Here is a 20,402-nt window from a genome sequence, read left to right as displayed (position 1 = left end):
GCAACAACGGACGTGCGTCTACTTCCGCTGCGTTATGACCAGTCGCAACGCCGAGGTAGCAGCCTGAACACCGAGCAAGCGTCCGCCGAGCAGGGCCGCGTGAGTGAGAGGTACGACGTCAGCTCGGCCGGGCGCGGCCGTGAAGGGCGCGGATCTCCTCCGCCTCGCGCGCCAGCGTCGGGTCGAGAACGGCACCGTAAAGGCGCACGCTGTCAGCGTGATCGCCCTGCAGCCGGCTGATCGCGGCCGCCCGACGCTGCCCCCAGTAGTCCTCCCAGTACAGCCGCGTCACGACTGTCCGTCGATCCCGTACGAGTCGTTCGCGCTTGCGCTCGTCGAAGAGCACCTCAGCCGCGGGCTTGGTCGCGACGCCGCCATCCGCCACCGCCAGGACCTTGATCTTGCCGTCGGTCTCGATCATGTGGTTCCCGACTCGCATGTCACACCACTTCACGCCCTCACTGGTCCTGATCGGGAACTGAGTCTCGGGTTCGCCGATTCCAGCCTCGTAGACGAGCTCGCGCCCCAACGACTCGTGGGCATTCTCGGCACCGGGGTCCGAGAGATCGACACAGACCCGAGCCGCCCGGGCGCCCGGCCAGTGCTCCATGCGCTCGACCGCGATCTGCAGGTCCGCCTTGGTCACACCCAGCCGGCGAGCCGCATCGCAGGCGACGAAGCCGTCCTTGATGCCGCGCTCGCGGGCGATGTCGACGGCGGTGCGTGCGAGGTCGAGCATCGAACGGCCGTCAACGACCACGCGTTGCTTCTGGTCGAACCTGGCCAGGTGGTGCTTGACACCGTTCTCGGTCCAGGCGTTCGTGAAACCGGGGCGGGTCACGTGGACCAGAGGCTCGGACGGCACGAGGATCGGCAGCCGCTGCTCGTAAGCCGACGAGTCGTGGCTCATCACCCAGCCTCGACGCATCTGGAGGATGGCCGCCCGACCGAGCAGGATCTGTCGGCCGACCCGTTCTCCGGCGGCCTCCCAGATCTCTGCGGTGGTGTAGACGCCTCGTCGCACGCGGATCCAGCGACCCTGTCGCACCAATCGGCGAATCTCACTCGGCGCGACACCCAGGTCGAGCAGCTGGTTACGGGACAGAACACCGCCGTGGTTGTCGAACGCGGCGATCACTCGAGGATCCATGCCTCCGGACCCTCTCCCGGGATCGCCGCCGACGGAAGCCGGCATCGGTCTGCCTGTGGATGGCCTCGTGGATCCGCGACGCAGCGGGCGTCGTACGACCGGAGGGGCGAGACCGCCCGCGTCCCTACTACCCCGGCGTTGCGAACGCTCCCACGGCGGCGTGACTCGCCCCAACGCCGAGGGAGCGCACCTTCTGCCGCCGAAGCGAACTGAACACTGAGTTACAGCGCTCGCGGCGCGGCGGACGCAGCACCGCTCCGGAACGAGCCGTCAGCCGAGGAGCTCTTCGTACGCCGTGGGGCTGGAGTCGCGCAGGAACGTCGAGCAGCGCTCCCACTCCTCGGTCTCGCCGATCGCGCGGGCGGCCTTGGCGAGCAGGGCGAGGCAGGTGAGGAAGCCTCGGTTGGGCTCGTGCTCCCACGGGACCGGGCCGTGGCCCTTCCAGCCGTTGCGACGCAGCATGTCGAGCGAGCGGTGGTAGCCGACCCGGGAGTAGGCGTAGACGGTCACGTCATCAGCACCCTGCTCGACGGCGGACTCGGCGAGGGTCGCCCAGGCGAGCGGTGACGCGGGGAACCGTCGTACGACGGCCGCCGGCTGCTCCCCTGCCCCCAAGGCCTCGGTCGCGGGGTCCTCGGGAAGGTGGGTCGGCGGCGGTCCGGCCATCAGGTCAGGTCCAGTCATGACGCCGATTGTGCCCGAGGCCCGATGAGCCGGGACCGGCGGATGAAGGAGTTCTCATCAACGGCTCACGGCGACCTCACCTGCCGTCGGGACGGTGAACCGTCAGACATCCCTCAAGCCAGGAGCAAGTCATGAACCGAATCACCAAGTCGCTCATCGTCCAGGTCGCCACCGTGACGGCCGCAGCGGGACTCGCGGTGACCGTCAGCAGCCCCGCGCACGCGGAGGAACGCCGCTGCACCGGAACGATCCGCACGGTGCAGGTCGACGGGGACGTCGTCGTCCCGAAGGGTGCCACCTGCACGCTGATCGGCACCCGGGTCGACGGCAGCGTCAAGGTCTACGGCAACGCGACCCTGTACGCCCGAGGCGTCCAGGTGAACGGCAACGTGCAGGCCGACGACTTCCGGCGGGTCGAGGTCACCCACCGGACCGTCAACGGCACGGTCCGCCGTTCGCAGGTCGGCGGCAGCATCCAGGTGAAGCAGGGAGGCGGCGGCGAGGTGCGGAACACCACCGTCAACGCCGACATCCAGGTCTTCACCAACGGCGGCCAGTGGCAGATCTACCGCAACGTGGTCGGCGGCAACCTGCAGTGCAAGTCGAACGTCCCCCGGCCGGTGGGCGCCGGCAACCAGGTGGAGGGCAACAAGGAGGACCAATGCAAGGGCTTCTGAGCCGGCGCCGCTGACGGGGCGGCGTACCGTCGGGCCATGAATCCCTACGAGCGCTACGTGCTGCCGTGGATCATCGAGCACTCCTGCGGGGTCGGTCCGATCCAGAAGAAGCGGAAGGCGCTGATCCCCAGGGCCCACGGGCGGGTGCTCGAAATCGGGGTCGGGACCGGGCACAACATCCCGTTCTACGACCGCGAGCGGGTCACTCGGCTGATCGCGCTCGACCCGGCCGAGCAGATGCACGGACGGGCCCGGAAGCGCGCTGCGGAGGCGGGAGTCGACGTGGAGGTCCTCGGCGTCTCGGCCGAGGGGATCCCGCTCCCGGACGACGACGTCGACACCGTGGTCTGCACGTTCACGCTCTGCACGATCCCCGATCCGGCCGCCGCCCTGCGCGAGATGCGGAGGGTGCTGACGCCGGGTGGCGAGCTGCTGTTCTGCGAGCACGGCGCAGCGCCGACCGAGGGCGTGCGGAAGTGGCAGCGCCGGTTCAACCCCATCCAGAACCGGATCGGCGGCGGCTGCAACCTCGACCGCGACATCCCGGCCCTGCTGCGCCGGGAGTTCTCGATGACCGAGCTCGACGCGGGCTACATGCCCGGACCGAAGATCGCCGGCTACCTCTACTCCGGCGCCGCGATCTAAGAGTGATCAGCCGATCGTGGTGCCGGCCGAGCGCAGGTTCTGGCAGGCCTCGACGACGCGCGCAGCCATGCCGGCCTCGGCCGCCTTGCCCCACGCGCGCGGGTCGTAGGCCTTCTTGTTGCCGACCTCGCCGTCGATCTTGAGCACGCCGTCGTAGTTGTTGAACATGTGGCCGGCGACCGGACGGGTGAAGGCGTACTGCGTGTCGGTGTCGACGTTCATCTTCACGACGCCGTAGTCGACGGCCGCGCCGATCTCCTCGGCCGTGGAGCCGGAGCCGCCGTGGAACACCAGGTCGAACGGCTTGGAGCCGGCGTCCAGGCCGAGCTTCTCGACCACGGCCTCCTGCGCGGACTTGAGGATCTCGGGCCGCAGCTTCACGTTGCCGGGCTTGTAGACGCCGTGGACGTTGCCGAAGGTCAGCGCGGTCAGGTAGCGGCCGTTCTCGCCGGTGCCGAGCGCAGCCACGGTCGCCAGCGCGTCGTCCGCGGTCGTGTAGAGGTGCTCGCCCATGCCGCCCTCGACGCCGTCCTCCTCGCCGCCGACGACACCGACCTCGATCTCGAGGATGATCCGCGCTGCCTTGGCCTTGGCCAGCAGCTCCTCGGCGATCTGCAGGTTCTCGTCGAGAGGTACGGCGGACCCGTCCCACATGTGCGATTGGAACAGGGGGGCCTCACCACGCGCCACGCGCTCGGCCGAGACCTCGATCAGCGGGCGGACGAAGCCGTCGAGCTTGTCCTTCGGGCAGTGGTCGGTGTGGAGGGCGATGTTGACCGGGTAGCTCTTCGCCACCTCGGCGGCGTAGGCGGCGAAGGCCAGCGAGCCGGTCACCATGTTCTTGACGCCGGGCCCGGAGAGGTACTCCGCACCGCCGGTCGAGACCTGGATGATGCCGTCCGAGCCGGCGTCGGCGAAGCCCTGGAGGGCGGCGTTGAGCGTCTGGGAGGACGAGACGTTGATCGCCGGGAACGCGAAGGCTCCGGCCTTCGCGGCGTCCAGCATCTCGGCGTACTTCTCGGGGGTGGCAATCGGCATTGCGGCGCTGCTCCTGCTCACGAGGTTCGGATCGTCGACTCCACCCTAGTGCGTGCCGGCGATGGCAACCGATTCGGCTCTGGGCTCCGTATCCAGGGGTGACCGACACTGACGCACGGAGGAAGCCATGCCCGACATCGCCGACACGATCGACGCGGCCATCCCGGCCGCACCGCCCGAGGCACCGGCCCTCGACGACACCCTGGTCCTCGGCCGTCGCGCGCTGCGACGCCGCCGGATGGCGTACGGCGTCGGGGCCGCCGCGACCGCGCTGGTGATCGGCGGTACGGCGTGGGCGGTCGCGCCGGGTGACCGGTCGCCCGGCGTGCGCGACGACGCACCCGTCGCTGACCAGCAGTCCGAGGGGGAACCTGACGCCCAGGACACGTGGGGAGCCGAGGAGCTGGTGCGGTCCACCGAGGACGGCACGTTCGAGGTCAACCCGCGCGCGGAGGTCCAGCAGACCTCCGACATCAGTGTCGGAGACAAGGAAGCCCACGTCTGGGTCCTGAAGCTCGGCGGCAAGACCTACTACGTCCTCGGCCAGAGGAACGGCTCCATCGCCTCCGCGCCCGCCGGCACCCAGGGGCTCGACGTCGGCGAGTGGGCCACACAGCTGCTCGATCCCGACTCCGTGCTGCCGGCCGACGACCAGTGGGTCCGCTTCGACAACGGCTCGCACGTCATCGGGCTCGACGGCGTCGAGGTGGTCGGGCAGGTCGCCGACCCCGGACTCGGCGACAACTTCGCCGCGCCCGGTGACCCCACCGCGGTGGCCGAGGTGGTCCGCAACGGCACGACGTACTTCCTGGCCGTCCGACGAGGGTGGCAGCGAGGGCATGCGATGACCCGAGCCGAGCGCGAGACGGCGTACGTCGACTACGTCACCGCCCGACGCCCCCACCTCCGACGTGTGGCCTACGCCCTCTGCGGCGACTGGCACCAGGCCGACGACCTGCTGCAGACGGCGCTGGTGAAGCTCTACGTCGCCTGGCCGCGGGTCCGACGGTCGGGTTCCGAGGACGCCTACGTACGGCGGATCCTGGTGCGGGCCAGCATCGACGAGTCTCGTCGGCCCTGGCGGCGCGAGCGGACCACCGAGGTGCTGCCCGACCGGCCGGCCGCTGAGCCGACCGGCGTCGAGGAGCGCTCGGAGCTCTTCGATGCCCTGCAGGACCTCCCCGCCCAGCAGCGGGCGGCGGTGGTGCTGCGGCACTGGCTCGGTCTCTCCGTCGCGGAGACGGCGGCCGAGCTCGGCATCAACGAGGGCACGGTGAAGAGCCACACCTCGCGCGGCCTGGCCGCGCTGCGGCTGACCCTGGAGCCGAGCGAAATGGGCTGACCCGGGTCTATCGTCGGTAGATGCGGAAATGGCCGTTGCTGGTCGCGCTCGTGGTCGGAGCGTTGGCGGTGGCGCTCGTCGTCGGCTGGCTCGTCCTGCGCGACGAGGAGGGTGACCCCGACCTGGCCGTCGCCCTTTCCGGTTCGGGCGGGACAGCGAGCGGGGACATCAAGAAGCTTCCGTCGGGGTGGCGGATCGAGCTCGACGCCGACCTGCCCCGGCTCGACGACGGCGACTACTACCAGGCATGGCTCAGCGACGACGCCGGCACCCTGGTCCCGATCGGCACGTTCAACGAGGGCGAGGACGTCGTGCTGTGGGCAGGCGTGTCGCCGCTCGAGTTCACGACCCTGACGGTGACCCGCGAACGGGCGGACGGCGACCAGGACTCGTCCGGCGATCGGATCCTCAGCGGCGAGATCGAACCGGAGTCCGGCTAGCGAATTCTTCGCCATTCCGCGCACGCGCCCCGCCGACGGGCTTTAGATTCCGTCACACACCGACTCTGGGGGAACTCTTGAAGCTGCGACTCGGCGCCGCCGTACTGGCTGCTGCGCTCATTCCACTGACCGCCGTCACCACCTCGTCGCCCGCCAGCGCTGGAGTGGACACCACCCCGCCTGAGGTCGGCAGCTGCCACGACCTCACGATGGCGGAGGGGTACGACGAGAGCGACCCCGACCCCGCGGTCGACTGCGCCGGGCCTCATACCTCGATCACCGTCGCGGTCGTCGAGCTCGAACAGGCGCCCGACTGGACCGACCCGTCGTCGTACCCGGACTCCGTGTGGCGCACCTGCGGCAACGCGTTCGAGCTGGCACTCGGCGACAACCCGAAGCTGATCCGCCGTTCGGCGCACACCTGGTTCTGGTTCATGCCCACGCGGGTCCAACGAGAGGCCGGAGCCCTGTGGGTGCGGTGCGACCTCACCCTGCTCGGCGGGGACCGCCTCCTCAAGCTCCCCCAGGAGCTGGTGCTCGGCGGACTTCCGCTCCCCAACGCTGTCGCTAAGTGCCGGCAGGGCAAGCGTGCGGACTACGCGTACACGGCGTGCTCGCAGCCGCACCAGTTCCGCGCGACCCTCTCGATCAGGTACCCGCACTCGTCGTACCCGGGCCCCCGCGCGGCCAAGAGGTTCGCCCTTCGGAAGTGCCGGGCGCGCGCGACCTCCGTGTTCTTCTACGAGTACGTCGGGACGCGGGCGGCATGGCGGAACGGCTACCGGCACGCCGTCTGCCTGTACAAGGACTGACCGATGAAGATGCGCCTCGGCGCCGCCGTACTGCTGGCAGCCCTGACCCCGCTCACCGCTGTCAGTGCGCCGGCCCCTGCTCGCGGCGAGGTCGACATCACCCCGCCCGCGGTCGGCAGCTGCTTCGACCTCACGCTGGACGAGGTCAAGGCCGTGAGCAACGCGAAGCCGCCCGTCGACTGCTCGGCCCGGCAGAGCGGACCACGAACTGATCCGGGTCATCCGACCTGAAATCCGTAACCTTCGCGCACTGCAACACGTTTCACCGCTAAGTGCAGCGGAGGCAGCACGCGGCCGCCTCCGTCAGAGGAAGGCTCCCCCATGCGTCGTGCCCTGCCCGGAGTGCTCGTCCTGCTCGGACTGCTCGCCCTCGTCCTGGTCGCTCCGCCGGCCGGGGCCCACGAGGAACGGGAGTCGGAGTTCCCGCCCGGCAACGGCTCGGTGCCCGTCCATCGCACCGAGAGCGAGGCGGCCGACGTGCTCGTGGTCTGCCGGCCCGACTCGGCCGACCGGATCGCCCGGATCGGCCGGGACGCCGTCCGCACGCGCAATCTCCGGTTGCTGGAGCAGTGCGCGTTCAGCGACCTGCAGGCGGCGGTCGACGCCGTCGAGGTGGCCCGCACGAACATCTACGTGCTGCCCGGCGTCTACCGCGAGCGGCCGTCGTGGGACCCGGACTGCGTCGGTGACTACGACGGCGGCGTCGTCAGCTACGAGCTCTCGCACTCGTGCGGCGAGGTCGTCAACCTGGTGACGATCGCCGGCGACGACCCGGAGGACGACGACATCGTCTGCGACAGCGAGCTGTGCCAGCTCCAGATCGAGGGCACCGGCAGGAAGCCGGGCTCCGTCGTGTTCCGCGGCGGCTTCCGCCCGGACGGCGACTGGGTCAAGCACAACGGGATCAAGGCCGACCGCGCCGACGGGTTCTACCTGGCCAACATGACGCTCGAGCAGTTCCGCGAGAACGCGGTCTACGTGCACGAGACCGACGGCTACGTCATCGACCGCGTCGTCACCCGCAACAACGACCTGTACGGCGTCCTCACCTTCACCTCCGACCACGGCCTGATCCAACGCTGCGAGGCCTACCACAACGGAGACTCCGGCATCTATCCCGGCAGCGCGGCCGACGTGAACGCGACGAACCGCAAGACCGGCCCGCTCACCCGCTGGTCGGTCGAGGTGCGGGACTGCAACATGCACCACAACGCGCTGGGCTTCTCCGGCACCGCGGGCAACTCGGTCTACGTCCACGACAACCTCATCCACGACAACGGGATCGGCTTCGTCGTCGAGTCGATCCTCGCCGGACACCCCGGGATGCCGCAGGACCACGGCTGGTTCTCCCACAACAAGATCTACTCGAACAACGTCAACTACTACGGCAACGTCACCGGCGAGGACGCCCCCTGCCAGGAGGAGCGGCCCGTCGACCGCGGCCACCAGCACGGTGTCGTGTGCCCGGCGTTCGCCCTGCCGGTCGGGACCGGCGGGATGATGGTCGGCAACCACAACTACGTGGACAGCAACCACGTCTGGAACAACTACCGGCAGGGCTTCATGCTCTTCTGGGTGCCGCCGGCGATCCTGCGCGACGACTACAACCCGCTGCACCAGACCGACAACTCCAACTACAACCACTTCACGCGCAACAAGATGGGCCTGACGCCCACCGGCGAGGCGGCACCGAACGGTCTCGACTTCTGGTGGGACGACGCCGGGATCGGCAACTGCTGGCAGGACAACGAGACGCCGGACGGGGTGAAGATCAGCCACAACGCGACGCTGGGCTACCTCCCGAACTGCAAGCTGCCGTCGCTGCTCCCGATCAGCAACGTGATCAAGACGACCTCGCTGCTGGGCTGCGCGCAGTACGACCGGTACTCCAACCCGAGCCCCAACGGCTGCGACTGGATCGTGACACCGCCCAAGCCCACCGCTGAGAGCATCGCCGCGGCGTCCGCCGGCGCCGACCAGGGCCCCGGCCCTGCGGTTCCCGTCGTGCTCGTGGCCCTCGGCCTCGTCGGCGCCGCAGCGGTGCGGTTCCGCTCCCGGAGGGCCCGCGGACGATGAGCCTGCTGCTCCGACCCGCGGTCGTGGCGGTCGTGGTCCTCGCGATCGCGTGGGCCCTGCTGCCCTTCGCCGTGGGGCTCGGCCAGGACGTGGAGCCGGAGCTGCCCGTGGACGCCGGGCTGTTCGTGCCGGAGTACGGCGCGGACGGCACCTATGCGCTGCACTACCGCCATCACGAGGAGGTGACCGTGACGGTGCCGATCCGCAACCGCGGCCCGCTGCCGCTGCGGATCGACCGGGCTGACCTCGAGAGCGCCCCGCTCCCCCTGCTCGTGGCGGTCGGCGACAACCTGCCGGTCGACGTCGGTCCGTGGGACACCGCCGACGTCGAGCTCACCGTCCGGTTCGACAACTGCCGCCACTACCACGAGCGGTCGGCCGACACCTGGGACCAGATGCTCGTCGAGGGCTCGGTGCTGGGCCGCGGCTTCGACACCGAGGTCGCGCTGGCCTACCCGCTCGCGCTGCACGGCCAGATCATCAACACCTGCCCCGACCGGACCCTCACGCGCGGCGACGACGTCAGGCCGCGCTGAGGTCTATCCCCGCCAGGCCGACTCGTCGGACAGGTCGGCGTGGGTGCGCACCCAGGAGTGCATCGCGATCGCCGCGGCCGCGGACGCGTTGATCGACCGGGTGGAGCCGAACTGGGCGATCGAGAACGTCCCGTCGCAGGCGGCACGAGCGGCCTCCGACAGTCCGGGGCCCTCCTGCCCGAACAGGAAGCACACCCGGCGTGGGATCTCCATCGTCTCGAGGTGCGCCGACCCGGGGAGGTTGTCGATACCGAGCAGAGGAACGTCGAGATTGGCGCGCAGGTCCGCGACCGTGGCGTGGTGCCGGACGTGCTGGTAGCGGTCGGTCACCATGGCGCCGCGCCTGTTCCACCGCCGGTTGCCGACGATGTGCACCTCGCGCGCCAGGAAGGCGTTGGCGGACCGGACGATGGTGCCGATGTTGAAGTCGTGCTGCCAGTTCTCGATGGCCACGTGGAAGTCGTGACGCCGGGTGTCGAGGTCGGCCACGATCGCCTCGACGGTCCAGTACCGGTAGCGGTCGACGACGTTGCGGCGGTCGCCCTCGGCGAGCAGCGCGGCGTCGTACTGCGAGCCCTCCGGCCACGGTCCCTCCCACGGACCGACGCCGACCTCGGCCGGGCCGTGCGGCATCGGGTCGTACGGCGCCCGCTGCTCCTCAGAATCGGTGGCCACGAACGGCACCCTATTCGCCACGTCGTTGGGACCCGGCCGGTAGCGTGGCGGCGTGAACTCGCTGGTCGCGACGCCGGTCGTGGTACCGATGCTGCTGGGCATCAAGTGGTTGGATCCGGAGTGGCTCCAGAACGAGTACGGTGCCGCGTTCATCTGGATCGCGCTGGCCATGGTGTTCGTCGAGTGCGGGCTGTTCTTCCCGTTCCTGCCCGGCGACACCCTGCTGTTCGCCCTGGGCCTGTTCATCGCCGGGAGCAACAAGACCGGCTACTCCGTCGTGGGGATCTCCAACGAGCCGGTCGAGCTGGTCATCGCGATGGTGTTGCTGATCATCGCGGCGTTCGCCGGCAACGTCGCGGGCTACGAGATCGGCCGCAAGATCGGCCCCCCGCTCTACGAGCGCGACGGCCGCATCCTCAAGAAGCAGTACTTCGACAAGACCAGCATGTTCTTCGAGAAGCACGGCAACAAGGCCCTGGTCATCGGGCGCTTCGTGCCGTTCGTCCGCACCTACGTCACCGTCGTCGCGGGCGTCACCCTGATGCAGCGCCGGCGGTTCGTCGTGTGGAGCGCGGTCGGCGCCGTCCTGTGGGTCATCTCGATCACCCTGCTCGGCTACTTCCTCGGCGAGGCCATCCCCGCGCTCGGCGAGAACATCGACTACGTCACGATCGCGATCCTGGCGTTCTCCGCGATCCCGCTGGTGTGGGAGTGGTGGCGCCACCGCCGTGTCTCGGCCAAGGCGGCCGACGACAACGACGGTGACGGCCACCCCGACCGAGACATCATGGGCCTCGACGCGACCCCGAGCGACTAGCGCCTCACTGCACCAGGAACGCCGGCGTCTTGGCGGAGTACGTCGTGCCCGCCGCGGTCGTCGCCCCGACGTAGCACCGGTAGCGCTTGCCCGTCGTCAGCGCCGTCACGGTCAGCGGCGACGCGGTGCCGGTCGACGTGCCCGCGACCCCGCCGTCGGTGGAGACGCACTTCGCTCGGTACGACGTGACCGGGCTGCCGCCGTTGTCCGCCGGCACACCGAAGGTGACCTTGGCCGACGTCGGCGAGGCGACGGTCGCCACCACGTTCCGAGGCGCCGTGGGAGCCACGGCCGCCAGGAAGCGGGGGGTAGGCGTCGAGTACGTCGACCCCACGGCGTTCGTCGCGCGGACCGTGCACCGGTAGCGCTTGCCCGCCGTCAGGCTGTTGACCGTGATCGGGGAGCTGGTCCCGACCGCGGCGCGGCTGGTCCCTCCGTCGCCGGAGACGCACTTCGCCCGGTACTCGGTGATCGGGCTGCCGCCGTTGGACGCCGGCAGGGTGAAGCCCACCCGGGCGCTGGTCTTGGTCAGCACGGTGGCGGTCACGTTCGTCGGCGCGCTCGGTGCGGTGGTGGCCGGTGGCGTGGTGAAGTTGCCGCTCGCGTTGGACCACGCGCCGCTGCCGACGTTGTTGTTGGCCCGCACGTCACAGGCGTAGGTGTGGTTGGGGCTCAGGCCCATGACGTGGACCGGGCTGGCGTTGCCGTTCGCTGTCTGGGTGGCGCCGCCGCTCGGGCTGATGCAGCGGGCGGTGTAGCTGGTGATCGCCGCGCCCCCGTCGTTCGCCGGCGGGTTGAAGGAGACCCGTGCGCTGGTGGGCGAGGTCGCGGTCGCAGCCGCGTTCGTCGGCGCCCCGGGCGCGGTGACCGGCGCCGGACCCGTGTAGAAGGGCACGGTCAGGTTGAGCGTCGGGCCCGCGTTCCCGTCGGCGATGCCGAGCTCGGTGGTCAGCTGCGCGCCGAAGACCTGCGAGGTGGCCTTGATGGGCACCAGGAACTCCCACGCCGAGCCGTTGTTGCCGTTGACCGACGGCAGCGGCCAGCCGCCGCCCCAGCCGCTCACCGAGTTGGAGTAGTAGCCGTTGGCGGAGAGGTTCGCCCACTGCGGGCACTCACCGGCGTGGGTGACCTGGCGCTGGGCCTGGCCCGGCGGGGTGTAGTAGCACTTGATCGCCTGGGTCCGGTCGAACTCGACGCCGGCGGGCAGCACGAACCGGGGATAGATGATCGGCGTGCTGCAGTGCGAGCCGACCCGCATCGCGTAGGTGTCGAGGTAGGTGGTCTCCCCGACCGCCGGGGAGATCGGGTTGGACGTCTGGTCGCCCCAGTACGACACGAACGCGCCGATGCCGAACTCCTGGTAGGGGTTGCCCCAGATGATCGACGGGCAGTTCGTGATCGTCGTGTACTTGGTGGATCCGGAGTTCCACTTCGCGACCGCCGAGGCAGGCGGTGCGGTGAACCCGACCACCGCGGCCACCATCGCGGCGACGAGCAGCACGGGGCTCAGGCGTCGGAGGAAGCGGCGCTTCGGTGACGGGTGGACAGGCATCTTGGACATCGTGGGTGCTCCAGGTCGGGTTGGACTGTGGTGCACAGCCAATCCCCCGGGAGGCCCGATCGACGCCTCACGAGCGGCTCAATCGTTCCTGAGAACGATGTTGTTCATCCCTGGGAACGTACGGCGTCCAGCTCGGCCTTGGTCAGCACCGGCCGGATCTCCAGCCCGACGTCCGCCAGCGGGTTGACCCCCTCGGGGCTGCGGTCGATGGCGCAGACGACGGTGTCCACGATCGCGCCACCGGCCCGGAGCGCGTTGGTCGCGTCGCGGACCGCCCCACCGGTCGTGATCACGTCCTCGATGAGGGTGATCCGCCGGCCGTCGTACGCCGGACCCTCGGCCAGCTTGCAGGTGCCGTACTTCTTGGCCTCCTTGCGCACGAACAGGGCGGGCATTCCGATCAGCTGGCTGATCGCGGTCGCGATCGGGATGCCGCCCATCTCGAGACCGCCGAGCAGCTCGGTGTCGGTCGGCAGCAGCTGCGCCATCTCCCGCGCGACGCGCGCGAGCAGCAGCGGGTCGGCCTCGAAGAGGTACTTGTCGAAGTACTCGCTGCTGACCTGGCCCGAGCGGAGGGTGAACTCCCCGCTGAGACGGCAGGTGGCGTCGATGTCGGCCGCGAGATCAGGATCGGTCGTGGTCACGAGGTGAAAGGCTAGTGCCATGACAGACGGCAGGTTCCGGGCCGGGGTCCAGCCCGGCGACGGGGTGGTGGCGAGGTACGGCGAGGTCGCCCTCGTCGTGGCCCCCGACCGTGACACGTTCACCGACCAGCTGCTCCGCCTGGTCTCCGCCGGGCACGGCAACCCGCGCGCCCTCCTCTGGCAGGTGGTCGGCCTGATGGCCGCCCACCAGCCCGGTGTGCCCGCGCTCGCCCTCGCCATCGGTGGCCCGCACGACCGTCGGGTGCTGGTGCACGGCTCCGCGCGGGCGGTCGTCGACGGCGAGGAGCTCGACGGCGGTGGCCTGTGGACCTGGCGCGAACGGGCGTTCGGCGTCCATCGCCGGGTGGTGCTGACCGTCGCACCCGGCCAGGTCGAGGCCGCACCCCGCAGCGACCTGCGGGACGGCATGCTGATCGGGTCCGGGCTGGTGCTCGAGGCGGAGCCGGACGCGCAGGCCCCGGCACCGGCACCCGTGCCAACGCCCACGCCCACGCCCACGCCAGCGCCCGCTCCGACACCCACTCCCGCGCCGACGCCGGAGCCCACCCCCGCGCCGCGCTCCGCGATCGTGACCCCGCGCCCGCCAACCGTGGAGGAGGTCGGCACCGCCGTCGCCAACGTCGCGCACGAGACCGTCCACCTGGCCGACCAGATCCCGGTCCTGCACGCCGACGACGGCAGCCGGGTGCCGCTCGACCGCAACTACGTCTTCGGCCGCGACCCCCGGCAGGACCCGGCCGTCGTGCGCGGCGCTGCCTCGCCGATCCAGATCGACGACGGCGAGCAGCTCATCTCGCGGATCCACGCCTATGTCTCGGTGACCGGCGACGAGGTGACGGTGCGCGACGCACGGTCGGCCAACGGGACGTTCATCGCGGCGCCGGGCGACGAGACGTGGACCCGGATCGGGCTCGACCCGGTGCCGGTGCCGATCGGGCACAGCCTCCGGTTCGGCCTGCGCGTCTACACCTTCAAGCCCGCCGACGAGCGGTGACCCGGTTGACCCAGCCGGTCAGCCGGCGTCCCGGACCGCCAGCCAGTCCCCCGCGCGGATCCGGGCCAGCGCCACGGGGTCGAGGCTCAGTCCGCGCTTGACCGCGGTGGTCGCCGCAGCCAGGAACTCCGGGTGCGGCCCGAGGACGAGCACCCCCACGACCACGCCGTCGTGGACGAGCAGCCTGCGGTACGACGGCAGCGCGGGCAGGTCCTCGGTGAAGACCTCGTCGCCCGGCGCCGGCTCCACCCGGCCGATCGCGGTGAGGTCGAGATCGACGCCCTTGAGGATCATCGCCGGCAGGTCGGCCGCGAGCGACTCGTGGTCGCCGAGCAGGTTGGCGGCGGCGACCTCGGCCTGCTTGGCGGCGACCGGCCACAGCCCGAGCACGGCGCCGTCGTGCTGCGCCGCGTCCCCGACCGCGTAGACCCCCGCGACGCTGGTGCGCATCCGGTCGTCGACCACGATGCCGCGATCGACCGCGATGCCGGCGCCCGCCGCGAGCTCGATGTTCGGGGTGATCCCGATGGCGGCGAGGAACAGCCCGGCCGGCAGCTCCGAGCCGTCGCTCAGCCGGACCCGCTGCAGCGTGCTCCCGCCCTCGAGCGCGGCCGCGGAGACCCGGTAGCGGACCTCGATCCCGGTCCGGGTCAGGTGCTGGTGCACGAGCTGGCTGGCGCGGGGGTCGATGTTGCGCGCCAGCAGCCGGTCGCTCCGCTCGAGGACCGTCACCCGGAGCCCGAGCCGGCCGAGCGCGTGCGCGGCCTCCAGCCCCAGCAGACCGCCGCCGGCGACGACCGCCGCGCGCACCGCGTGCCGCTGGGCGTAGGCCCGGATCCGCGCCCCGTCCTCCGCCGTCCGCAGCACGAAGGTGCCGGCGCCCCCGAAGCCCGGCAGCAGCGGCGTGGTCGCGCGGGAGCCGGTGGCGAGCACCAGCCGGTCGAAGAACAGCCGCTGGCCGGTGCCGAGCACGACGACCCGGCGGCTCAGGTCCACCTCGGTGGCGAGGGTGTTCTGCCACGTCGTGAGCCGGTGGTCGTCGTACCACTGCTCGTCGAGGAGCGGCAGCCCGGTCATCGCGGTGCGGCCGTAGACCACCCGCGAGATCGCCATCCGGTTGTACAGCAGGTGCGGCTCGGCGCCGACCAGGTGGATCTCGCAGTCCGGGTGGCCGCGCCGGACGAAGTCGGCGGTCGTCACGCCGGCGACGCCGGTGCCGATGATGACGACGCTGGTGATGGAGCGGTCGTAGACGGCGGGTGGGGCCTCCCCCACGGCGCCGCCCCGCTCCGGCGTCAGGCTGACCCGGACCTGGCCCTCGCTGACGCGGGCGCAGCAGGCCATCCGGGTGTTCGGCGCCAGCCCGAGCCGCCGGAGCGTGGAGCGCTCCTCGTCCTCGACGGGGCTGAGCAGGTCCGCGCCGTCGACGACCGCCACCGGGTCGGCACCGCACACCCCCATCCGGCAGCCCGCCTCGATGGCCAGTCCGCAGCCCTCCGCGAGGTCGAGGATGCTCTGGCCGGCGCTGGCCGGGACCGGGGTCGCCGCCTCGACGAAGTCCACCTCGGCCGCCGGCCCCTCCGCTGCCGGGGTGGCGGCGGGCGTCGCGGCGGCCGGCACCACGGGCATCCCGAGGTCGGTGACCTCCTCGACGCCGGTCTCCGCGAGATAGCGCCGCTCGGCCCCGTAGGTGCGGACCAGCCAGAGCATGGTGAGCGGCAGCACCAGCCCGAGCACCGGCCAGCGCAGCCAGGACAGGTCGCCGACACCGAGGAGCGCGGAGAGCGCCTCGCCCGCCCGCGGGGTGCCGTGCCAGTAGAAGAGGTTGAGCGCGACCGCGCCCCACAACGCGGTGACCATCCCGGACGAGATGCCGAGGAACGCCTCCAGGGCGAAGAACCCGCCCACGCTGGCCGCGACGTAGATCGCCAGCTGCCCGTAGGTCTCGGCGGTGCTGAGCTCGGGCCGGCCGAGCAGGACGAAGAAGCCGAGGATGAACCCGGGGAGCGCGCTCGCGAACAGCCGGCGCGGCTGGTGCCACCGGGCGTCCGGGTCGTGCAGGTCCGCCTGCTGCGCGAGCTGGGGCTGGAAGTCGTAGCAGTTGCGGGTGCAGGCCAGGCACGGCCGGCAGTGGCTGTTGGGCGAGAGCACGAACGGCGTCTGGCCGTAGAGCCGCTGCACCGGCAGCAACGGGCAGATGCTGCTGCACCACCCGCTCTTGCCCTTGAAGAGCACGCCGCCGGCGAACGCGGCGCCGATCACGCAGAGCAGGAGTACGGCGGTCGCCGTACCGCTGTCGTTGAAGACGGCGAGCCGCGCGCTGGCGATCCCGAAGAAGAGCGTCATCGCGAGCAGGTAGCCGCGCTCCTGTATCCACTGCGGCGCAGTCCGGCCGAGGGTGAAGCCCAGCACCCGGGCGGACTGGTTCGCCGACGACAGCGGGCAGATGTTGCGCCAGATGCCGGGCGCGAGGAAGAACAGGACGGGGAGGAGCGGGATCACGACGCCGAAGAAGATCCGCAGGCCGGTCTCCGGCCAGACCACCAGCACGCCGGCGAGGGCCAGGTAGCTCACGACGCTGACGACCCGCACCGCCCGCCACACCCGGACCGGGACCCGCGCCGGCAGCTCGGTGTAGGTGCGGAAGACGGGGTCGGTCTCGGCGCCCAGCAGCACCCGGCGGACCAGGGAGCCGGCGGCGCTCGGCGTCGGTGGCGGCGCGACCAGGGATGGCGGGGCCGGGACCAGGCCGACCGAGGCGACCGCCCGGACCCGGGGCCCGGCAGGGACCGGCGTTGCGGTCATCGGCAGCCGTACGACGAGGTCGGTGCGCCCGATCCGCAGCACGTCGCCGTCGGCAAGCTCGGCCCGGTTCACGAGCGGCACCCCGTTGAGCAGGGTGCCGTTGCGGCTGCCCAGGTCGACCGCGGAGAGGCCGAGCGGGCTCGGCAGCAGCTTGAGGTGCCGCCGCGAGACACCTTCGTCGGCGATCCGCAGGCCGATGTGGTCGCGACCGATCTCGAGCGCATGGTCGACGCTCACCACGCGGGGCGGCTGACCCACCTCGCGGATCTCGATCTGCGGATCCGTCATGGCAGGACACTAGAGATGCTGCGGCCGTTTCGCGTCGTGCGCTTGGATAAATGAGTGACCTATCGCCGAGCCCGCCGCCTCGACGGCATCGGGACCACGATCTTCACCGAGATGTCCGCCCTCGCGATCCGCACCGGAGCGGTCAACCTCGGGCAGGGCTTCCCCGACCGCGACGGCCCGCCGGAGGTGATCGCGCGTGCGGTGGCCGCGCTCCAGGGCGGCGCCAACCAGTACGCACCCGGCATCGGGGTCCCCGCGCTCCGGCAGGCGATCGCGCGCCACCAGCAACGGCACTACGGCATCGACCTCGACCCCGACTCGGAGGTCGTGGTCACGACCGGCTGCACGGAGGGCATCGCAGCCGCGCTGCTCGGCCTGGTCGACCCGGGTGACGAGGTCGTCGTGCTCGAGCCCTACTACGACTCCTACACCGCGATGATCACCTTCGCGGGAGGGGTACGACGACCCGTCACCCTGCGCGCCCCCGGCTTCCGCCTCGATCCCGACGAGCTGCGCGCCGCGGTCGGCCCGCGCACCAAGCTGATCCTGCTCAACAGCCCGCACAACCCGACCGGCACCGTGCTCAGCCGCGCCGAGCTGGAGGCGGTCGCCGCCGTGGCGATCGAGCACGACCTGGTGGTGGTGACCGACGAGGTCTACGAGCACCTGGTGTTCGACGACCACGAGCACGTGCCCCTCGCGACCCTGCCCGGGATGTGGGAGCGGACGATCACGCTGTCGAGCGCGGGCAAGTCCTATTCGTTCACCGGCTGGAAGGTCGGCTGGGCAACCGGCCCGGCTCCGCTCGTCGGTGCGCTGTTCGCCGCCAAGCAGTGGCTCACCTTCACGTCCGGCGCGCCGTTGCAGCCGGCGGTCGCGACGGCGCTCGACGACTGCCCGGACTTCCCGGCCGAGCTCTCACGCAGCCTCCAGGGGCGGCGCGACCGGCTGGTCGCCGGGCTCGAGACGGCCGGGCTGACGCCGTACGTCCCGGAGGGCACGTACTTCGCGACCACCGACATCACCGGCCTTGGCTGGGCCAGCAGTCGCGACTTCTGCTGGGCCCTGCCGGAGCGGGCCGGCGTCGTCGCGGTGCCGATGGAGGTCTTCTACGACGACGCGGACGCCCCGGGCGCGGGACGTCAGCTCGTGCGGTGGGCCTTCTGCAAGGAGGCGGACGTCATCGACGAGGCGCTGCGACGCCTCGCCGGAGCAGACCTAGAGGCCTGACGGGAGGCGACCGGCCGCGCGCAGCACGGCGTCGGCGCGACGCGCGAGGACGTCGTTGTCGGGGCTTCTGCCCCACGCGATCACGTCCCGGTTGGTCGACGACTCCCAGGACCTACTGGGGTACCTCCCCTTCGCATCGCGCCGGCTCTCGACGAGGTCGAGCGCGTCCTTCGCACGCGGGTCGTCGAGGACGCCGAGGTGGGCGCAGAGCACCAGTCCCTGGAGGAGGTCGTAGTGCCAGTAGGGCGGGTAGTGCAGGACGACGAAGGACGGGTGGATCGGCTCGCCCGTCGCGCGGTTGCGGAACAGGTCGTGGTCGAGGAGCAGGTCCGCCGTACGCCGTGCGGCCGCGCGTGCGACCTCGTCGTCGCGCTCCGCCCCGAAGACCGCCAGCCCGATCGCCGGCGTGACCGACTCGTGGAACGAGGACCGGCGACCGCTCGCGTTCCGGCTGCAGTTCCATCCCCCGTCGGGCCATTGGCTCTCGAGGAGCGTCTGGACCAGCCCTTCCACCCGGTCGTCGTCGACGCCGAGCCGGACGCAGGCATAGACCGCGTTGCCCTCCTGCGACGCGTGCCGCAGCGGCAGGCCGTTGCGCAACCTCCGGACGTCGCGGTGCTCGTCGAGCCAGCCGAGCACTTGGCCGACGCCCTTGTCGAGCGCCGACGGAGGCGGCTGGGCGCCGAGGTCCGCGAGCGCGACCAGGCGCCAGTGGGACCCCCACCACTTCTTGTAGGGATGGGCGTCGGGGAAGTCGAGAAGCGTCGCTATCCGCTGCGCATCCCGCTGGTCGGGCATCACGTGATTGTGGCGCACCGATCCGCGGGTGCGCAGCCGCCGGCGGCTACCTCTTGAACCAGGCGGTGACGTCGGACCGGAGCAGCAACCAGAGCGTCACCCCGGCCGCCACCAGCAGGACGCTGACGAACGGGCTGAGCAGCGTCGCGCCGAGCAGGATCACGACCGCGCCGCCGGTCAAGACCGCCAGCGCGATCCGCGCCCAGGCCATCCGCCGGAACGCCAGCACGGCCAGCACCATCGCGGCAGCGCTCCAGAGGACGACGCCGGCGGTCATGACGTAGGTCCCCGCCGCCAGCTCGGCCTCGGTCATCCCCTGCATGTTGAAGTCGGGCTGCTGGCGCTCCAGCTCGGCGAAGAACTCGTCCCGCGCGACGGCCATGATCAGTGAGAACAGCACCATGACGCCGGAGACGAGCGTGCACGAGGCCCACACGATCACGCAGGCGGCGACCAGGGCGCCCGGACGCTTCGCGCGGAGAGAGTCGGGCGACCCTGTCGGCGCGGGCGGCGGCAGCGGGGCGCCGTACGCACCGGCGAACGGGCCGGGCCCGCCGGAGGTGGGTGCGGCTGGCACGGACGATGCCGGTGGCGGGGTGGGAGCCGCGTCCGGCGCCGTGGGCGCGGCGCCGTGCCTCTCCTCGGGGGGGTTCGCCTGCGGCGCGAACGGATCGACCCGACGCGGCGTCAGGCCCGGCCGCGCGGGGACCCACGGCCGGCCCGCGAACCAGTCGCGGGTCGGTCGCAGCCACAGCATGACCACACCGGCGACGACCAGCGGCGCGAAGACCCCCGCAGTGGCGAACCCGCCGATGAGCACGACGGGCGCCAGCAGGGTGAGCGCGAGCCGCGCGCTCGTCGAGCGGCGCAGCGCGTGCCACCCGAGGATCGCCGAGGCCGTCGCCGCGGCTGCCGCGACCATGCACATGATCCGGATCGTGGTCTTCAGTCCGCTCAGGCCGAGGCCGCTGCCCGAGAGCGGTGGCTCGGACAGCACGCGCCGGAGCTCCTCCTGCACCTCGAGGGTGTGGAGGGTCGAGATCCGCTGCCACGCCGTGAGCACCAGGACCACCGATCCCCCGATGATCAGCCAGGCGGCAAACGTGGCTTGCCCCGGACGGGGCGCCTTCTCGGACATGTCTCCATTGGACCAGACGCACCCCCACGCG

Annotated in this window: 20 protein-coding genes; 11 read left to right on the top strand and 9 right to left on the bottom strand. The window is 71.3% G+C overall.

Annotation, left to right across the window (positions count from 1 at the left end; translation table 11 throughout):
- Positions 1–118: 118 nt before the first annotated feature.
- Together D0Z08_RS09945 and D0Z08_RS09940 are read right to left on the bottom strand one after the other, a co-directional pair.
- A complete protein-coding gene (locus D0Z08_RS09945) occupies positions 119–1,150 on the bottom strand; it encodes a type IV toxin-antitoxin system AbiEi family antitoxin domain-containing protein (protein ID WP_182481253.1) in 1,032 nt (343 codons plus the stop codon).
- A 270-nt stretch (positions 1,151–1,420) separates the two neighbouring features.
- Positions 1,421–1,834 (bottom strand): DUF3151 domain-containing protein, encoded by a 414-nt coding sequence (locus tag D0Z08_RS09940; RefSeq protein ID WP_118925076.1) that lies wholly within the window; start codon positions 1,832–1,834, stop codon positions 1,421–1,423.
- 131 nt (positions 1,835–1,965) lie between these two features.
- On the opposite strand from D0Z08_RS09940, the gene D0Z08_RS09935 reads away from it, so the two are divergent.
- Both D0Z08_RS09935 and D0Z08_RS09930 read left to right on the top strand, forming a co-directional pair.
- Positions 1,966–2,511 carry a hypothetical protein gene (locus tag D0Z08_RS09935; RefSeq protein WP_118925075.1) on the top strand — a complete coding sequence of 182 codons (546 nt, stop codon included), beginning with the start codon at positions 1,966–1,968 and terminating at the stop codon, positions 2,509–2,511.
- A gap of 36 nt (positions 2,512–2,547) precedes the next feature.
- Positions 2,548–3,156, top strand: coding sequence for a class I SAM-dependent methyltransferase (locus D0Z08_RS09930; protein WP_118925074.1), 609 nt, complete (start codon positions 2,548–2,550; stop codon positions 3,154–3,156).
- 6 nt (positions 3,157–3,162) lie between these two features.
- On the opposite strand, the gene fbaA is transcribed toward D0Z08_RS09930, so the two are convergent.
- On the bottom strand, positions 3,163–4,194 hold the full coding sequence (gene fbaA / locus D0Z08_RS09925) for a class II fructose-bisphosphate aldolase (protein WP_118925073.1): 1,032 nt from the start codon (positions 4,192–4,194) through the stop codon (positions 3,163–3,165).
- 127 nt (positions 4,195–4,321) lie between these two features.
- Here fbaA and D0Z08_RS32935 point away from each other — a divergent pair, with 127 nt between their 5' ends.
- The 6 genes from D0Z08_RS32935 (at position 4,322) to D0Z08_RS09895 (ending at position 9,400) form a co-directional block, all read left to right on the top strand.
- Positions 4,322–5,536, top strand: a complete 1,215-nt coding sequence (locus tag D0Z08_RS32935) for a SigE family RNA polymerase sigma factor (protein ID WP_245993838.1) — start codon at positions 4,322–4,324, stop codon at positions 5,534–5,536.
- A gap of 20 nt (positions 5,537–5,556) precedes the next feature.
- Entirely contained in the window at positions 5,557–5,976 is a 420-nt protein-coding gene (locus D0Z08_RS09915) for an anti-sigma factor (protein ID WP_118925072.1), read from the top strand.
- 77 nt (positions 5,977–6,053) lie between these two features.
- The gene (locus D0Z08_RS09910) at positions 6,054–6,788 is read left to right on the top strand and encodes a septum formation family protein (protein ID WP_118925071.1); all 735 of its coding nucleotides are present in this window, start codon (positions 6,054–6,056) and stop codon (positions 6,786–6,788) included.
- Between the two features lie 3 nt (positions 6,789–6,791).
- Positions 6,792–7,019, top strand: coding sequence for a hypothetical protein (locus D0Z08_RS09905; RefSeq protein ID WP_118925070.1), 228 nt, complete (start codon positions 6,792–6,794; stop codon positions 7,017–7,019).
- A 90-nt stretch (positions 7,020–7,109) separates the two neighbouring features.
- Positions 7,110–8,864 carry a right-handed parallel beta-helix repeat-containing protein gene (locus tag D0Z08_RS09900; RefSeq protein WP_118925069.1) on the top strand — a complete coding sequence of 585 codons (1,755 nt, stop codon included), beginning with the start codon at positions 7,110–7,112 and terminating at the stop codon, positions 8,862–8,864.
- Positions 8,861–9,400, top strand: a complete 540-nt coding sequence (locus D0Z08_RS09895) for a hypothetical protein (protein ID WP_118925068.1) — start codon at positions 8,861–8,863, stop codon at positions 9,398–9,400. Before D0Z08_RS09900 ends, D0Z08_RS09895 begins: the two co-directional genes overlap by 4 nt.
- A gap of 3 nt (positions 9,401–9,403) precedes the next feature.
- On the opposite strand, the gene D0Z08_RS09890 is transcribed toward D0Z08_RS09895, so the two are convergent.
- Positions 9,404–10,033 (bottom strand): TrmH family RNA methyltransferase, encoded by a 630-nt coding sequence (locus D0Z08_RS09890; protein ID WP_118925107.1) that lies wholly within the window; start codon positions 10,031–10,033, stop codon positions 9,404–9,406.
- A gap of 94 nt (positions 10,034–10,127) precedes the next feature.
- On the opposite strand from D0Z08_RS09890, the gene D0Z08_RS09885 reads away from it, so the two are divergent.
- The gene (locus D0Z08_RS09885; protein ID WP_245993836.1) at positions 10,128–10,892 is read left to right on the top strand and encodes a DedA family protein; all 765 of its coding nucleotides are present in this window, start codon (positions 10,128–10,130) and stop codon (positions 10,890–10,892) included.
- A gap of 4 nt (positions 10,893–10,896) precedes the next feature.
- Here the strand turns inward: D0Z08_RS09885 and D0Z08_RS09880 are convergent, their stop codons facing one another.
- Positions 10,897–12,453 (bottom strand): fibronectin type III domain-containing protein, encoded by a 1,557-nt coding sequence (locus tag D0Z08_RS09880; RefSeq protein ID WP_118925067.1) that lies wholly within the window; start codon positions 12,451–12,453, stop codon positions 10,897–10,899.
- 104 nt (positions 12,454–12,557) lie between these two features.
- Entirely contained in the window at positions 12,558–13,097 is a 540-nt protein-coding gene (gene pyrE / locus D0Z08_RS09875; protein WP_245993834.1) for an orotate phosphoribosyltransferase, read from the bottom strand.
- Positions 13,098–13,116: 19 nt separating this feature from the next.
- Between pyrE and D0Z08_RS09870 the strand changes: the two genes are divergently transcribed.
- The gene (locus D0Z08_RS09870; protein ID WP_118925065.1) at positions 13,117–14,112 is read left to right on the top strand and encodes an FHA domain-containing protein; all 996 of its coding nucleotides are present in this window, start codon (positions 13,117–13,119) and stop codon (positions 14,110–14,112) included.
- A gap of 18 nt (positions 14,113–14,130) precedes the next feature.
- On the opposite strand, the gene D0Z08_RS09865 is transcribed toward D0Z08_RS09870, so the two are convergent.
- Positions 14,131–17,205, bottom strand: coding sequence for an FAD-dependent oxidoreductase (locus tag D0Z08_RS09865; RefSeq protein ID WP_118925064.1), 3,075 nt, complete (start codon positions 17,203–17,205; stop codon positions 14,131–14,133).
- Positions 17,206–17,259: 54 nt separating this feature from the next.
- On the opposite strand from D0Z08_RS09865, the gene D0Z08_RS09860 reads away from it, so the two are divergent.
- Positions 17,260–18,435: a pyridoxal phosphate-dependent aminotransferase gene (locus D0Z08_RS09860; RefSeq protein WP_281271718.1), complete on the top strand. Its 1,176-nt coding sequence runs from the start codon at positions 17,260–17,262 to the stop codon at positions 18,433–18,435.
- Here D0Z08_RS09860 and D0Z08_RS09855 read toward each other — a convergent pair.
- On the bottom strand, positions 18,424–19,233 hold the full coding sequence (locus D0Z08_RS09855; RefSeq protein WP_118925063.1) for a hypothetical protein: 810 nt from the start codon (positions 19,231–19,233) through the stop codon (positions 18,424–18,426). The genes D0Z08_RS09860 and D0Z08_RS09855 overlap by 12 nt on opposite strands.
- 46 nt (positions 19,234–19,279) lie before the next feature.
- On the bottom strand, positions 19,280–20,371 hold the full coding sequence (locus D0Z08_RS09850; protein WP_118925062.1) for a hypothetical protein: 1,092 nt from the start codon (positions 20,369–20,371) through the stop codon (positions 19,280–19,282).
- Positions 20,372–20,402: the final 31 nt, after the last annotated feature.

Source organism: Nocardioides immobilis (assembly GCF_003515065.1).
Classification (GTDB): Bacteria; Actinomycetota; Actinomycetes; order Propionibacteriales; family Nocardioidaceae; genus Nocardioides; species Nocardioides immobilis.
The sequence above is the reverse complement of the archived record's forward strand: the minus strand, read 5'-3'. Positions and strand labels throughout refer to the sequence as shown.